General features: G+C 46.9%; 12 protein-coding genes. 11 read left to right on the top strand and 1 reads right to left on the bottom strand.

Annotation, left to right across the window (positions count from 1 at the left end; genetic code table 11):
* Window positions 1-67: 67 nt before the first annotated feature.
* The 10 genes from ACO0LE_RS06255 to ACO0LE_RS06210 all read left to right on the top strand — a co-directional run bounded on the left by ACO0LE_RS06255 (window position 68) and on the right by ACO0LE_RS06210 (window position 14,462).
* The gene (locus ACO0LE_RS06255) at window positions 68-1,414 is read left to right on the top strand and encodes an efflux RND transporter periplasmic adaptor subunit (protein WP_422959561.1); all 1,347 of its coding nucleotides are present in this window, start codon (window positions 68-70) and stop codon (window positions 1,412-1,414) included.
* A 77-nt stretch (window positions 1,415-1,491) separates the two neighbouring features.
* On the top strand, window positions 1,492-4,647 hold the full coding sequence (locus ACO0LE_RS06250; RefSeq protein WP_422959560.1) for an efflux RND transporter permease subunit: 3,156 nt from the start codon (window positions 1,492-1,494) through the stop codon (window positions 4,645-4,647).
* A 3-nt stretch (window positions 4,648-4,650) separates the two neighbouring features.
* Complete coding sequence (locus ACO0LE_RS06245; RefSeq protein WP_422959559.1) at window positions 4,651-6,120, top strand: efflux transporter outer membrane subunit; 1,470 nt, start codon at window positions 4,651-4,653, stop codon at window positions 6,118-6,120.
* Between the two features lie 349 nt (window positions 6,121-6,469).
* Window positions 6,470-6,856: an OsmC family protein gene (locus ACO0LE_RS06240; RefSeq protein WP_422959558.1), complete on the top strand. Its 387-nt coding sequence runs from the start codon at window positions 6,470-6,472 to the stop codon at window positions 6,854-6,856.
* A 347-nt stretch (window positions 6,857-7,203) separates the two neighbouring features.
* The gene (locus ACO0LE_RS06235; protein ID WP_422959557.1) at window positions 7,204-7,494 is read left to right on the top strand and encodes a hypothetical protein; all 291 of its coding nucleotides are present in this window, start codon (window positions 7,204-7,206) and stop codon (window positions 7,492-7,494) included.
* Entirely contained in the window at window positions 7,491-7,715 is a 225-nt protein-coding gene (locus ACO0LE_RS06230) for a hypothetical protein (RefSeq protein ID WP_422959556.1), read from the top strand. Before ACO0LE_RS06235 ends, ACO0LE_RS06230 begins: the two co-directional genes overlap by 4 nt.
* Before the next feature lie 865 nt (window positions 7,716-8,580).
* Window positions 8,581-9,495, top strand: coding sequence for a GGDEF domain-containing response regulator (locus ACO0LE_RS06225; protein WP_422959555.1), 915 nt, complete (start codon window positions 8,581-8,583; stop codon window positions 9,493-9,495).
* Between the two features lie 25 nt (window positions 9,496-9,520).
* On the top strand, window positions 9,521-10,057 hold the full coding sequence (locus tag ACO0LE_RS06220) for a transporter substrate-binding domain-containing protein (protein ID WP_422959554.1): 537 nt from the start codon (window positions 9,521-9,523) through the stop codon (window positions 10,055-10,057).
* A 75-nt stretch (window positions 10,058-10,132) separates the two neighbouring features.
* Window positions 10,133-10,456, top strand: a complete 324-nt coding sequence (locus ACO0LE_RS06215) for a hypothetical protein (RefSeq protein ID WP_422959553.1) — start codon at window positions 10,133-10,135, stop codon at window positions 10,454-10,456.
* A 52-nt stretch (window positions 10,457-10,508) separates the two neighbouring features.
* Window positions 10,509-14,462 (top strand): response regulator, encoded by a 3,954-nt coding sequence (locus tag ACO0LE_RS06210; protein WP_422959552.1) that lies wholly within the window; start codon window positions 10,509-10,511, stop codon window positions 14,460-14,462.
* 50 nt (window positions 14,463-14,512) lie between these two features.
* Here the strand turns inward: ACO0LE_RS06210 and ACO0LE_RS06205 are convergent, their stop codons facing one another.
* Window positions 14,513-15,217 carry a pirin family protein gene (locus tag ACO0LE_RS06205; RefSeq protein ID WP_422959551.1) on the bottom strand — a complete coding sequence of 235 codons (705 nt, stop codon included), beginning with the start codon at window positions 15,215-15,217 and terminating at the stop codon, window positions 14,513-14,515.
* A gap of 205 nt (window positions 15,218-15,422) precedes the next feature.
* On the opposite strand from ACO0LE_RS06205, the gene ACO0LE_RS06200 reads away from it, so the two are divergent.
* Window positions 15,423-16,343 (top strand): LysR family transcriptional regulator, encoded by a 921-nt coding sequence (locus ACO0LE_RS06200; protein ID WP_422959550.1) that lies wholly within the window; start codon window positions 15,423-15,425, stop codon window positions 16,341-16,343.
* Window positions 16,344-16,388 lie beyond the last annotated feature (45 nt).

Here is a 16,388-nt window from a genome sequence, read left to right as displayed (position 1 = left end):
AACATTTACAAACATTCGTGAATGTATATAATAGCACACCGAGCTCCCCATCGAAAGAGAAAATTTCATGAGTCCACCTAATTCCGCCCTCTCTAAAGCGATCCAAAAAATGTTCCCAACTTCCGCTGATTCAGTTACTTCTATGCAAGCTAATTCTTCCATTCGCCTCTGGCACATTGCCGCGCTGAGCCTGCCGTTACTGACATTGTCAGCCTGTGGCAAGCAAGATGCGGGTGCCGCAGGGCACGGTGGCATGCCGCCACCAGAAGTCAATGTCGTCACCGTCCAGCCAAGAAATCTGGCAATGGATTTTGAATATGTCGGTCAGACTGCCGGCTCACGCGAGACCGAAGTGCGTGCGCGTATTTCCGGTATTTTGGAAAATCGCGTGTATGAGGAAGGATCGCGCGTAAAAGCCGGCTCCGTATTGTTCCAGATCGACCCGGGCACATATCAGACCCAACTTGCGTCGGCAGAAGCAGCGGCTGGTGTGACAGAAGCCAAGTTGAACCAGGCAAAACGTGAGTTTGCCCGCCTGACACCATTGGCGGCTGAAAAAGCGATCAGTCAAAAAGAATTTGACGATGCAAAATCAAGCCTGGAAACTGCAGAGGCAACTTACAAGCAATCCCGTGCTCAAGTGAATGAAGCCAAATTGAATCTTGGTTATACCAAAGTAGTTGCACCGATCAGCGGTGTAACAGGTGTCGCGAATAAGTCAAATGGCAGCCTGGTAACGCAAAGCGATAGTTTATTGACCACGATCGTGCAGACCGATCCGATTTATGTGAACTTCAGCGTTACCGAAGCGGATTATCTCAAGCTCAGCAAGGACGTGAGTAGCGGCAAGATCGCTCTGCCTGGCAAGCGTGCGACGAACGGTAGTCTGGCATTTGATATCAAACTGAAGCTGGCTGACGGCACTATTTATCCAACGACGGGCAAGATGAATTTTGCCAGCGAAAAGATCAACCCGGCGACTGGCGGTTTTGATGCACGTGCACAAATACCTAATCCAGAGGGTAATTTGCGTCCTGGTCAATTCGTTCGTGTAATTATGAATGGCGCAAGCCGCAGTGCAGCAATCGCTGTGCCACAACGTGCAATTATCGACAGTCCGATGGGGAAAATCGTTTTCACGGTTTCGCCTGATAACAAGCTTGCACCGCGTCCTGTTGGGTTGGATGGCTGGTCTAATGGCGAATGGATTGTGACCAAAGGCTTGCAAGCAGGTGATCGTGTCCTGGTCGATGGTTTCATCAAGGCCCATGATCCTGGCATGACCGTTACACCAGTTGCATTGACTGCACAGGCTGCCGTAACACCGGCGCCAGCGATGCCTCAGGCTGCGCCAGGTGCAAAGCCAGTTGCCGAATCTGCGAGTGCTAAAGCTGCTTCCGCTGCAAGCAAGTAAATACAGAACTCAGCACAAAACTAAGCGCCCCCATTCAGCCCCCAAACATTATGTAATACGAGGCACAAGGACTATTCATGTTTTCAAAATTCTTTATTAATCGGCCGATTTTCGCGACAGTCCTGTCGCTGATTATCGTGCTGGCTGGCCTGGCCGCTTTGCGGATCTTGCCAATTTCGCGCTACCCGGAGATTTCTCCTCCGGTCGTCAATGTCACCGCGGTTTATCCGGGCGCTTCTGCCGAAGTGGTCGAGCGTACCGTTGCCGCACCGATTGAAGAGCAGATCAATGGCGTCGAACACATGTTGTACATGGATTCGACCTCATCTGCCGATGGTCGTGTATCGATCAACGTTACCTTTGAAGTTGGCACTGACCTCGACATCGCTGCCGTCAACGTCAACAACCGCGTACGTCAGGCGGATGCCAAGTTACCGCAAGAAGTCCGTCGTCAGGGTGTGACCGTCTCCAAGAGTTCATCGAACTTTCTGGTGGTGGCTGCGCTGTATTCGCCGGATAACCGTTATGACTCTTTATACCTGTCTAACTATGCAACGCAAAACGTACTGGATGCCTTAAAACGTATTCCAGGCACGACCAATATTCAGATTTTCGGTGCGAAAGATTATGCAATGCGTATCTGGATGCGTCCTGATCGTATGGCGCAATTAGGTATTACCGTCGCCGATATTTCCAATGCCATTACCGAACAGAATGCCCAATACGCAGCAGGTAAAGTAGGCGCACCGCCAAACAATACCGAAGAGCTGACAATGACGGTCACTGCCAAAGGTCGTCTGCTAGAACCATCTGAGTTTGCCAATATCATTGTTAAAACAGATAAGAGCGGTGCCACTATTCGTGTTAAAGATGTTGCCCGTATCGAGCTTGGCTCCAAAGACTACAACCTGAACGGTCGGGTGAATGGTCATCCATCAGCGAATATCGGTGTCTTCTTGCAGACCGGCGCGAATGCACTGGATACCCGCAAAGCCTTAGAAAAAACTTTGCAGGAACTGAAGGCTAAATTCCCGGAAGGTATGGAATATGCGACGCCGTACGACACGACACCGTTTGTGACCGAGTCGATTGCAGAGGTACTAAAAACTCTGGGCGAAGCGATGGTGCTGGTATTCATCGTGGTGTATTTATTCCTGCAAAGCTGGCGCGCAACTATTATCCCGACGCTCGCTGTTCCTGTTTCTCTGATCGGTACGATGGCTGGTTTGCATTTGCTGGGGTACAGCATTAATACACTGACCTTATTCGGAATGGTACTGGCGATCGGTATCGTGGTCGATGATGCGATTGTTGTGTTGGAAAACGTCGAACGTCTGATGAATGAAGAAGGTATGACGCCAAAAGATGCGGCGATTGAGGCGATGCACGAAGTGACTGGCCCGGTTATTGCGATTGTCCTGGTGCTGGTTGCTGCGTTTGGTCCGATTGCTTTCCTCGGTGGTTTAGCGGGTGAGTTGTATCGTCAGTTTTCCGTGACGATTTCGATCGCGGTCGTTCTGTCCGGTATCGTTGCCTTGACCTTGACACCGGCACTGTGCGCGATTTTGCTCAAGCCGGGTGCCGAGCAGCACAATCGTTTCTTCACTTGGTTTAACGGCGCATTCTTGCGTCTGACCAAACATTATACAAATGGCGTGACCTTCTTCCTGCGCCGTGCTGTCTTGGGCGTGCTGGTGTTCGGTGGCATGCTGGTCGTCACCGGTGTGTTGTGGAAAACGGTACCAGGTGGTTTGGTGCCGGATGAAGATCAGGGTTACTTCATTGGTGCTGCCATCATGCCAGAAGGTACGTCATTGGCTCGTACCGATGCGATGGTCAAGCAGGTTGAAGAAATCATGAAAACCAATAAGGACATTGATACAACGTTCGCGCTGGTTGGTCTGGATTTCCTCGGCGGTGGTGGCTTGAAATCCTCTGCAGCAACCATGTTTTTCCCGCTCAAACCTTGGGAAGAGCGCACTCACTCAGCGCAACAATTGGTTGGTGAAGCGTATATGAAAACCGGTCGTATCAAAGAAGGTCTGCCATTGTTCTTCGCACCTCCTGCGATTCAAGGTTTGGGACAAACCGGTGGTTTTGAATTCTATTTACAAAACAAAGGCGAGGGCGGCGTAAAACGCTTAGCTGAGCTGTTACCTGCATTACTCGCAGAGGCGAATAAACAACCAGAGTTGGCAGGTGTACAGACTTTGTGGCAAGCGAATTCACCGCAGTTGTATGTCGATGTCGATAACGATAAAGCGCGTGCGATGGGAGTGGCTTTGTCTGATATTTACAATACGCTGGCTGCGACTATGGGTAGTTACTATGTGAATGACTTCAACAAAAACGGTCGTATCTATACCGTGCAGTTGCAGGCAGAAGGCCAGTTCCGCGCTAAGCCAGATGACATCGGTGGTATGTATGTGCGCTCCGCATCTGGTCAGATGATACCGGTACGTGCTTTCACAACGATCCGCTTTATCACTGGTCCGGATTCTGTCCAGCATTTCAACGCTTTGCCATCGATCAAAATTCTGGGCGGTGCTAAACCAGGTTACAGCTCAGGTCAGGCAATTGCAGCGATGGAACGTGCAGCGAAGAATGTCTTGCCGACGGATATGGGTTACGACTGGGGCGGTGCATCATTCCAGGAAAAACGTACCAGCAATGCCGCAGGTATCGCCATCGGCGCAGGTGTTCTGATGATCTTCCTGATTCTGGCCGCACAGTATGAGAAATGGTCTTTGCCGTTCTCCGTTTTGCTGGCAATGCCTTTCGGTATCTTTGGTGCTCTGCTGGCGGTGTATTTGCGTCACTTTAATAATGACGTCTACTTCCAGATTGGCCTTGTAACCCTGCTTGGTTTGTCTGCGAAAAATGCGATTTTGATCGTGGAATTTGCGGTAATGAAAGTTCATGAAGGCTATGCGCCGGTGGCGGCGGTATTGGAATCGGCACGCTTGCGTTTCCGCCCGATTCTGATGACCTCGCTTGCGTTTATCCTGGGCGTAGTTCCGCTGGCGTTCTCGCACGGTGCTGGCGCTGCGGCACGGATGTCGCTTGGTACTGGTGTGCTGGGGGGTATGCTGGCAGCAACTTTCCTTGCGATTTTCTTCGTCCCCCTGTTCTTTAAACTGATTAACGATAAACGGTTTAAAACTACTGAAGCCGACTTCGAGCATCCCGTGCATATTTTGCACAATGCACCAGTTGCAGAAGTGAAGGAATAAGTAATGACTACATCGATGACTACAAACATTTCTACATCCAAGCTGGTATTGACTGCGATTGCAGCAGGCTTGCTGCTCGCTGGCTGTGGCGCTGTCGGGCCTGACTATCAGCGTCCTACATTTGATACGCCAGCAACGCTGAATACGGCAGCAAATGCCTCCAAATCCGTTGCGGCAGTCGATTGGCTGTCCTGGTGGAAATCATTTCAGGATCCAGTTCTGAACAGCCTGCTGGATGAGGCGGTCGCACATAATCAGGATCTGGTATTGGCAGCGGGACGTGTAGAAGAGGCACGTGCTACAGCAACCGCCGCCAACTCCAGTCGCTATCCCACCGTCGACGCCAATTTGGTTGCCTCGAAATCTCGTACGAGCCAGAATTCCGGCAAATTGCCGGCAGGCTCACCGCTGATCGCCAAGGATTACCAGGCCACCTTAAGCGCGTCTTATGAGCTTGATTTCTGGGGCAAACTCAGCCGCGCTGACGAAGCGGCACGCGCCAGATTGCTGTCCCAGGAAGCGAATCGCGGTATCGTGATCAGCAGCTTGTATTCCAACCTGTCGCAAAATTATTTTGCATTGCGTGCCTATGATGCCCAGGTCGCCTTGGCGGACTCCGCATTAAAAACGCGCCAGGAAAATCTGCGTCTGCAACAGAAGCGTTTTTCTGCCGGATCCATTGGTGAACTGGACTTGCATCAGGCAGAAGCCGAAGCAGCAGCAACCGAGATCACTCTGGCGCAAGCAAAGCAGGCGCTGGCAAATACGGAATCAGCGATCGCTGTGTTGCTCGGTCGTTCACCGGCAGCGATTGCCAATCCGGACATCCCGCGCGGCAACAGCATTGACCGTATTTACCAGCAACTCAGCGTTCCTGCTGATTTACCTTCGGACTTGCTGAATCGTCGTCCCGACATTATTGCGGCAGAACAGACCTTGGTTGCGGCAAATGCCGATATCGGTCAGGCGAAGGCGCAGTATTTCCCTAGCCTGAAATTGACCACGACTTACGGAGACGAGTCCAAAGTATTTCAAGACCTGTTTAACCCGGCATCGTTGCTATGGAATCTCGGTGCGAACTTAGCGCAACCGGTATTCCGCGCTGGTGCCATCGGTGCGGTTGTCTCAGGTGCTGAAGCCCGCAAAACGCAAGCCTTGGCGCAGTATGTCCAAAGCGTGCAGGGGGCGTTCCGCGATGTGCACGATGCCTTGATTAATACCAGCGCCAATGAGCAAATGTATGCTGCGGGCAATCGCCGTGTTGTCGCCTTGAAAGATTCGTTGCGTCTCGCGGAGTTACGTTACAAGAACGGGTACAGCGGCTATCTCGACGTACTGAGTGCGCAGCGGGATCTGTTGCAGGCTGAGTCTGGCCTGATCGATACCAAACGCGCCCATCTGGCCGCCGTCGTCAGTATTTACAAGGCGGTCGGTGGCGGTTGGGATAAACCACAAAGCCTGGCGACGAAGTAAATTAAGAAATAGGGGAGTATGTCCTTAAATTGGCATGAATCCGCAATGTTTGTATAGGGTAAAAAAATATACTGCTGTGAGTATGATTAATGAAAGCGACATGCGACTCTAGAAATACCGGCGTCACGCATTAAAAAGGATAGGGAGCGAATCTGTACGTCAGTTTCGCTCCTCTTTTTTTGTGCGTGTATTTTTAATTGCGACATCAGTTTTCAATGGTGAACTATCTGGATAAGGCGGATTATTCCTTCTGGCTGCAAATAACGATTGCTTGTTACTAACGGCGAGTCTTTCTACAATCCTTCAACTGTCTGTATCAGACTACACACATCAACTTCATGGAGAGCAAATGGCAACCGTCCATCTACACAACACATCAGGTTACGCTCAAGAGATACGCGCGCGCACTCACCGGCTGACGTCGGATGAACCTGAGAATAACGGCGGTAAAGACACCGGTCCCGCACCCTATGAGCTACTGCTAGCTGCGCTGGCATCCTGCACTTCGCTGACCCTGCGTATGTATGCAGACAAAAAGGGATGGCAACTCGGCAGCATTAAAGTAGATGCCCGCTTTTCCCGCGATGATCAAGGCGTAGAAACCATTGAACGCACCATCGCTTTTGGCGAAACGCTCTCCTCGGAGCAACGCACTCGCTTAGCCGAGATCTGCGAAAAAACACCGGTTACCAAAACCATTCGACAAGGCACAGCAATCCAGACGCAACTACAGTAACTCCGCCAAACGTTTGTGTTCCTGGTTAATGCCCGCTATTTCGCGGGCATTTTTGCGTGCCTCTGAGGCGGGGGGGGGGCGAATTAAATGGTCAATTTTTAGACAAAATGTCCAAATCGATTCGTGACATTTTTGATAACTAAGACTACACTGATTTGAGGGCTGAGCAGCTTGGCTCTCGTAAGGCAACGTGGTGCTGCTAGCCATCACAGATAGGGGCTCGCGTTGTCTTTATGTCGCTGCATTAAGCACTATGTCAGATTGAGTCTGCGCTGCTATCGCATCCTGATTGCTCTGTGGACCTGAACCCGTCGTATGTAAAACTACTTCAATCGAGGAGAACACTCATGGCAATGTTTCGCGCAGTAGGGGGACTTTTTTGGGTCAACGCAGGGCAAACGGTTAAGTTTGGTTATGCTTGGCCCACCACTGGTATTACCGACATCGGTCCAGCCATCGCCACCGCCAATCCCCAAGATACTTTTCACGGTGAACTGATCGTTAAAGGCAATGGGCGCTTTTATCGTACTGTTGGTGCAGGCGACAACGCTATTGATGCCGCTGTCTATACCGCAGATATTTTTAATAACAGCAATGTCGCCGCCAGTTTCGTCGTCGACGTGGGGACATGGCAATGATCCACTCAGATAAACTCATGGTACTTAGCGAAAACGGCGTCATCGTTGCAATGCATATCCCTACCGCCGCAACCCCGGGCGCGCCACATGCAGAACTAATGCCCTCGGCAACACAAAAAATGCACCACCTGAATGTACGGGATTTGCCGCATGGGGTAGATATGAAACCAGAGCTATTGCATGAACATGTTTGTTCTGCGCTGGGTTTGCGGTTGAAGTAAGCCTCGCTGAGAGTAGTCGCGTTTAGGCAAGGAGAAATCATTCAAACGCCAGATGGTTTTTTTGTTTTCTCCCGATGAATACACTTGTCTTTCTCAAAAAACGACGATTCTCCAGATCAGGTGCATTTATCTAGGCTTCCTCAGCCTGTAGTTAATTTTTTCAGTCTTCAAACAAACGTCTCATTATCTTCGCGCTGATTTAATCTACAAATAGCGACTCAGGCCGCAAGACGATTCCAACATCTTTTCGGGCTGCCTCGCCCAAGGTGTCTAAGCTGTTTGCGAGCACGCGTACTTTGATTTCCACCTCTACTTTGCGCGTTTTTTTTGGAAGTTCCAATATTGCCATTGTCGTAGTTAAAGCGCACACCTTCGTTGGATGCTAACTCGTTGGGATGGCGTGGTATCCCGTTGCGGTCGCCTGAAGGTAATTTATATGGCCAGTTTCCTTGCCGTTGGCGTTCTAGACTCAAGTATTACCGGAATTCTTCATTCCAATTGGGGGATGGGAGTAGATTGCGATCACCTGAGGTATGTTTCCATTTTTGGCACTAATCCACTATTTGACCAAAGAATAATCACGGTATTCCATGCCCTGAAGGGTACGCATGTTACCGCACAAGTGGTCAAGGTAACTCCATGGTTTCGGGACTGCTCACCCGACCAAATAAACGTAACAGGTCAGGCAAGCTTCATCAATTCGTCTCGGGGAAAAGCGACCGTAAATTAAAAAATTCAATAAAGATTTACATTTAAATTGAAGTTTATAAAGTTGCATAACCAAAAACGATAGATGAAACAATGTTAATGGATTATATTAAGTACATTGTTTACAAATCGTAATAATTGAGACACCAAAATAGTCATGCCAGCATACTCTCCTGATAAAACTGTGATCTTGATTGTCGACGATGACATAGCCGCAATCCGATTCCTTAGCAATATTTTGAAAGACCTAGGTAGCGTTCTCTTTGCGACTAACGGCAGGGATGGAATTGAGATGGCGAAGTTGCATCATCCTCATCTCATTCTGCTCGATATTCAAATGTCAGAAATGGGTGGATTTGATGTTTGTCGTTATCTGAAAAATGACTTTGATACGAGAGATTGTGCCGTCATGTTTGCGACTGCTTCAGTCAGTACAGAAATTGAAATTGCTTGCTTAGATGCCGGTGCTGTTGATTTTGTTACAAAGCCGTTTAATCCGCCATTGGTCAGAGCTCGCGTTCGTACGCATTTACGCTTACAACATGATGCCCAGATTCTAGAACATCAAAGTAAGGAAGATTTTTTAACAGGTTTATATAACCGCCGCTATTTTGAGCAACTCGTTGAAAACGAGTTTAAGAGGGGGCAACGTCAAAAGACCTCTTTAGGACTCGCACTTATCGATATTGATTTTTTTAAAAATTACAATGGTGCATATGGTCACCCGGCAGGAGATGCTGCACTAAAACAAGTAGCAAACGCTATTAAAAATGCAACAAAACGGCCAGGTGAGACGGTAGTACGTTGGGGTGGCGAAGAGTTTGCAGTGCTATTGCCATTTTTGGACAACAGCGAGTTAGAGCAGTATGGCGCAATGCTATGCGAGGAAATTCGTTGTCTTCAAATAACGCATGATCATTCCAAATGCTCTCAATGGGTTACTGTGAGTATTGGACTTGCGTTAATTATTCCATCAGAAACCAACTCCATTAAATATTTAGTCGATCAAGCCGATCTCGCTTTATATAAAGCAAAAGACTCAGGGCGAAATCAAGTAGTGCTTGGCGTTTAGCAGTACTTCTTAAGGGGTAAGAGAAATGACTATTCCTACATTTTTTAACCCGTATCAAATTTTTTTACGGCACCATTTTGTTGGATTCTTACTCTTAATTTGCTGCGTTACAGCTAATGCTGCGATTGCTAAATCAGGATTGAGTGAATCTCAACAAACTTGGATAAAAGCGCACCCAGTTATTCAATATGCGCCAGAAGTTGATTATGGCCCCTTTATTTATGTTAACAAGCAAAAAAAAGTCGATGGTCTGTCTGTCGATTTTTTAAAACTGCTCGAACAAAAGACTGGTCTCCAGTTCATTCCGACAGATCCCCTCTCTCTAAACGACAATTTAACAAAGGCAAAATTGCATCAGGTCGATATGCTGACCTCATTACGTCCGAACCCTCAGAGAGCGGAGTATTTGGGCTTCACGCAGGCGTACGTTTCTATTCCCGCAATCTTGGTACTTTCAAAAGAAGAAAAAAATAAAAAATCGCTGGGAGACATGGCAGCGATGCGCGTCGCAGTAGGAAAAGGGTATGCGGTCGAAGCATATGTTCGTGAAAAGTTTCCTTAGGTCGATTGGGTTGCTGTAGCTAGTGATTCTGTTGGGATTGATCTGCTTGTACGCCATGAAATTTCGGCGGTGGTGATGGATGAAGCGAGCCTGGCGTTTATCAAAGCGCAGCAGCATGATGCCAGCGTGACAAAGGGTGATCCAATTGGCTTTGAATATCAATTGAGCTTTGCTTACCGTCAGGACTGGCCTGAACTGGGCACAATTCTTGACTATGGTCTCATGTCTATTTCCACCAAGGAACGTCAGCTAGTGATGTCAAAATGGCTGAGCCAAGAGGACAGTTCATTTTTTGAAAAATATCCAGTCTTTTTTGCAGCAATGTGCATGGCATGTACCGCTATGTTTATTTTCTTGTGGGTTGCTTATAAAAAATGGCGATCCACAACAGCACTTTGACTTTTTTATGTAACTCGTCTTGTGCACAGATAAAATTATTAGGTGATTTTTTATGCGACAAAATTATATTTCTTTACCGGATAAAAAAACCTTTCTGCTTTTAGTTGGACTTGGTTACTTCTTGCTTGCATCGCTTTCCATCCGATATTTAAAAAATGGTGATCCTGTATCGGCTTTTTGGTTCCCAAACGCGCTTGCAGTTGCAAGTTTGCTGTATAAACGAGAGCTGAAATTTTTTGTTGTCTTATCCGTTTTGGGTGCGTCCAATTTTTTTGCAAACTTTCTTTTTGGCTCATCCTCTATTCTTGCCGTATTATTTGTTGTCCCTAATCTGATAGAAATCAGTATTGCCTACTGGCTTTGTAAGAAAACCAATTACGCGGATAATTTTGAGTCGAGTCCGGCGCGTCTGCTCGGGTTTGTCGCGATAATTTGTTGTATTCCACCGGTTTTTAGTGCGGTCATCGGCGGTGGATTGTTCAGTTATTTTCACATCAGTGAATTTACGAGAGTTGCGCCTTTATGGTTTGCTCGCTCTTGTATTGGCATGGTTTCTTTGTTGCCAGTATTACTGCTCTATTTTTCACCTCACGACTCTAACGGTAGAAAAATATTTCCATCGATATTATTTTTTGCGTTTGGTCTTTTGAGTATGTCGGTCACGACAATCGCACTCGCTTACCTCCCTTACCCTCACATTTATACGGCAATCCCCATCATAGGCGCAGCGTTAGTACTCAGTTTTAGAGAAACTGCTTTACTTGTATTTGTTCATACTTGCGTCGTTTGTCTACTAATGAATTTAGGCTATTTCATTCCTATACCAATAATGAGTAATTGGCAGTCGTTATTGATCTATATTCCTATTCTGTTGGCTGAAATCCCTGCCGTTGTGGTTGCGGCGGCCATGAATGAGGTCAACACAAGAGAAAAGCAAAGACGAGGTTTTGAAGAGGAATTAATAATAAAAAATCGCGATCTGAATACGGTCATTAATAGCTTTCCATCGATGATTGGCTATTGGAATACAGATCTAAAAAATATTTTTGCTAATAACGCGTATCTTGATTTTTTTGGATTCGTACCAGATCAAATTAAAACTCGCCATATCCGTGAGGTGATCGGTGAAGAGCGATATCAACTGAACAAACCCCATATTGATGCGGCTTTACGTGGCGAAGAGCAGATGTTCGAGCGCACTTTTATTACACCTAGCGGTGAAGTAAAAGATAGCATTGCCTCTTATATTCCTACGGTGCGTGATGGTGTAGTTAACGGTTTCTACGCGTTTGTTACTGATGTTACTCCAATCAAACGAGCGCAAAGAGCGCAGTTTGAAGCTCAGTATCAGCTACAGGTAATTTTTGATTCGGCAACAGAATTCTCAATTATTGCAACAAGCACAGACGGTGTTATTACGCTTTTTAGTCGAGGCGCTGAAAAAATGCTTGGTTATAGTTCGGAGGAAGTCGTCGGTCAAACGAGTCCAGCGATATTTCATCTGGCGAACGAAGTGGTGGCAAGAGGGGCTGAACTTTCGCGCGAATTAGGTCGAACTGTAGAAGGTTTTGAGGCGTTCGTCGCGTTAGCTAAAATGGGGATCGCCGAGCAGCGTGAATGGACTTATATCCGCAAAGATAAATCAACTTTGCCAGTGAAGCTCGTTGTGACGGCCATTCGGGATAGTAAGGATCAGGTGTCAGGATTTCTTGGAATCGCGAGTGATATTTCTCAACAAAAAGAGTTGGACTTGTTGATGCTCAATGCCAAAGAAGCAGCAGAAAAAGCAAATCGTGCCAAAAGTAATTTTGTTGCGAATATGAGCCATGAAATCCGTACACCAATGAACGCCGTGCTTGGGATTACGCAACTATTATCGAATACCCGTCTGGAAGCAGGACAACGGAAATACCTAGAGATGATTCGGGTATCCGGTCAAGCGTTGATGCAAATTTTAAATGATATTTTAGATTTTTCAAAAATTGAAGCGGATAAGCTGGAGTTGTCATCAACGGAATTTATTTTAGATGATGTTCTTGGCGCACTCGCTAGCTTAATGTCGGTAAATGCGGGTGATAAAGATCTTGAACTTGCCATCGGCGTTGATCCCAGTGTTCCTCAGAAGCTAGTTGGAGATCAGCTGAGATTGCAGCAAATATTAATTAATTTAGTTGGTAATTCGATTAAATTTACCGCAAAAGGTGAAGTCTCGGTCTTTGTTGATACCGTACTTGTAGATTTTGGGGCTAGTCCGGATTCCGTTCATCTTCGGTTCTCTATTAAAGATACGGGTATTGGGATGGATGATCGTCAGATCAGTCAATTGTTTATCCCATTTTCTCAGGCGGATGCCTCCATCACCCGAAAGTTTGGTGGTACTGGTTTAGGGCTCACTATTGTGCAGAGAATTGTCCAGCTAATGGGGGGGAAAATCAAAGTCCGCAGTCAACTAGGCAAAGGAAGTGAGTTTCAATTAATTATTCCAATGAAACTCGGAGGAGTTGTTGGCGCAGTTCAAATACAACCAGACGCTGCTAAATTAAACCTGCTTGTGGTTGATGATAATCACACCAGCAGAGACTATATATGCAGGACAATTCGCGGTTGGAATTGGCATGCTGAAAGTGCTTCGTCGGGAATGCAAGCAATTGAGTATGTACGGTCTAACATGCGCAAATCCGAAGCGCGCATCGATGCAATTTTGGTTGACTGGCAAATGCCGATGATGGATGGGCTAGTAACAATCAAAACCTTGCGAGAACTGATGCCGGATGATCAAATTCCGCTGATAATTATGGTGAATGCCTACTCCAGAGATCGGCTAATTCAGGAGCAAGCCGCGCTGTATGCCGATGCTATTCTGATGAAGCCACTCACGGGATCAAGTCTATTTGATACGCTGCATGAGGCAATTGCAACCCGATCAGGCGAGAACATCAGCTCCCCATTTTTAAATCTAAAAATCGCAAATTATCATCGTTTAGATAATATAAGAATATTAGTCGTTGAGGATAATTCGTTGAATCAAATAGTCGCTAGAGGACTTTTAGAGCAGGGTGGCGCTAGTGTCGAGGTTGTTGACAATGGGCATTTGGCAGTCGAACGGTTGAGAGGAAGGCTGGATGACTTCGATATTATTTTAATGGATGTTCAGATGCCAGTTATGGACGGTATTACTGCTACGCGGATTATTCGTAATGACCTAAATTGTAAGTTGCCGATCCTAGCGTTGACTGCAGGGGTCATGCTCTCGGAGAGAAACCGGTGTGCTCAGGCGGGAATGAATGGTTTCATCACAAAGCCTATTGATGTTGACGGGATGTTTTCGACGATAGCAAACTATCTGCCAATGTTAGTGAAAGACTTGGAAAAAGCAGAGTTATCTCAACCAGGTGACATATCACCGCCGCACATTGAATTGGCGACTTTTAACCCCGCAACTCTTTTGGCACTTGTAAAAAATAACCCGCAAGATATTCAAAAAATAGTTCCATTGATTCGTGATATCGCGAGCAAAATACCTTCTCAAATCATACTTCTAGAACAAGCGTTGCAGGATGGGCAACTTACAGATATCGCGACTTTAGTTCATACGATGAGAGGTTCTATTGGAACCTTAGGTGCTAAAAAATTCGTTAATATTTCACTCGAAATTGAAAGCGCTGTAAAAGTGAAAGACACGGACGCTATTGCGGCCTTACTCCAGGATGCGTCGATTGAATTACGCAAAATTATTGATCAGTCTGGAGAATGGTTATCTGCACAGAACTATGCTGAGGTCGAAAGAAGCTACGTCGATATTACTGGAGGCGAAACTCTGGAAAAAATGAAGCACCTTAAAGCACTTCTAAGCCAAAACAATTTGGCTGCATGCGATCTGTATTTTGAACTAAGGGAATTTATTTCTAAAAAACTATCGCCACAAGGTTTTGAAGAAATAAATACCGCGATGGACAACTTACAGTTCGATCATGTAATAAAAAAATTAAATGAGTCTAATTTTTAGAGAGCTTTTTACTAAATTTTTTGCAGAACATGAATTTTCTGACCTGATAGTTAACGTGCCGGCAGGTCAAATAACAGCACCTCCGCCTGTGCTGCCTCACGCAATGTGATGGCGGTCTCATCGTTGATTTTTAAGGCGTCACCAGTTTCTAGCAACAAACCATTTACCAGCAACTGACCTTTTGCAACGTACACGTAGCCAAGTCGTCCCACAGCCAGCGGCTGTGTGACTTGTTCATCACCATTAAGAATCGCCGCAAAAATAGAAGCATCCTGATGAATTAAAACAGAGTTGTCGCGGCCATCGGGTGAGGCGATTACACGCAATGCGCCTTGCTTTGATGCGGTGTCAAAGTGTTTTTCTTCATAGCTTGGCGAGATGCCTTTCACGTTCGGCTCTATCCAGATTTGTAAAAAGTGAACTGGATTCGATGCTGAATGATTGAACTCGCTATGGCGCACGCCACTGCCTGCACTCATACGTTGTACATCGCCGTAACGGATCACCGAGCCCGTACCCATGCTGTCTTTGTGAGCGAGCTCGCCATCCAGGACGTACGAAATGATTTCCATATCACGATGGCCATGTGTGCCAAAACCACGACCAGCTTCAACGCGGTCTTCATTAATCACGCGCAATGGTCCGAACCCCATGTGTTGTTCATCAAAATACTCAGCAAACGAAAATGAGTGTTTGGATTTTAACCAGCCGTGGTTGGCATCGCCGCGATCAGCACTTTTACGAATAGTTAACATGATAGTTCCTTGATTAAGTTGTATGGTCGATTTAATCGAAGTTAAGAATTGCCTTTATTTACTGATTTTCCTTCGATGTCTTGCAGTATAGTGTTGTATTATTTAAATGAAAAACGGAAAATTTACATTCATATAATCGAAAAAATCGATGATTAAATTATATGCAAAAAATAATCAAAAATCGAATCCATAACAAGGCGTGCGTATGTTAAAAATCAGCCTGGATGCCTTGCAAATTATGGATGCGATTGACCGTCGGGGATCGTTCGCAGCAGCAGGCAAGGAGATGTTTCGCGTACCATCGACGATTTCCTACACCGTTGCCAAGCTGGAGGAGGAGTTAGGGGTGCAGATGTTTGAGCGGCTTGGACCGAAAGTCACACTGACTCTGGCTGGGAAAGAGTTGCTTAAAGAAGGACGATATTTGCTCAAGGCGGCCAGTGATCTGGAGCGTAGAGTGCAGCGTGTTGCAACTGGCTGGGAGACCGAATTAACGATTGGTATGGACTCTTTGTTTTCTCCCATCGTCTTGAAGGATGACATCCTGGCGTTCTGTGATGTAGCGAATCAGACGCGTCTACGTATCGTGCAAGAAGCGTTATCCGGAACCTGGGAGGCATTGCTGGATGGTCGGGTCGATATCCTGTTGGGAGCTGCTGGCGAGGGGCCTTCTGGTGGCGGTTATTCTGCTAAAGCGATTGGTAAAATCCCGTTTGTATTTGCGGTCTCGCCTGATCATCCATTTGCGGATAAAGCATCGGTATTAAGCAAGTCAGACCTCCAGCAATATCGCGCGGTGACCGTGGCAGATTCTGCCCATTTATTACCTGCGCGGACGGTCGGTGTGTTGTTTGGTCAGGACGCGATTACCGTGCCTACCATGCGTGCCAAACTGGATTTTCAGCTGGCGGGGATAGGCTTTGGATTTTTGCCAGAATTTTGCGCCCGCGAGGCGATTCAGGCCGGACGCTTGATTGAGAAGAAAGTCGAGGAGCCAAAGGCAGAGGAAACGATTTATCTTGCCTGGCGTAGTGGTGAGTCGGGCGCGGCGCTAAACTGGTGGATCCGGCGGGCTGAACAGGTCGGCTGGTTTGAACAGCTATGTCGTCATTTGCCATCGGCATAAAATCACGGCATAAATAATCGCGACAAAAATAATTACGGTAGAAAT

Source organism: Undibacterium sp. Xuan67W, from assembly GCF_049340165.1.
Taxonomy (GTDB): domain Bacteria; phylum Pseudomonadota; class Gammaproteobacteria; order Burkholderiales; family Burkholderiaceae_D; genus Undibacterium.
The sequence above is the reverse complement of the archived record's forward strand: the minus strand, read 5'-3'. Positions and strand labels throughout refer to the sequence as shown.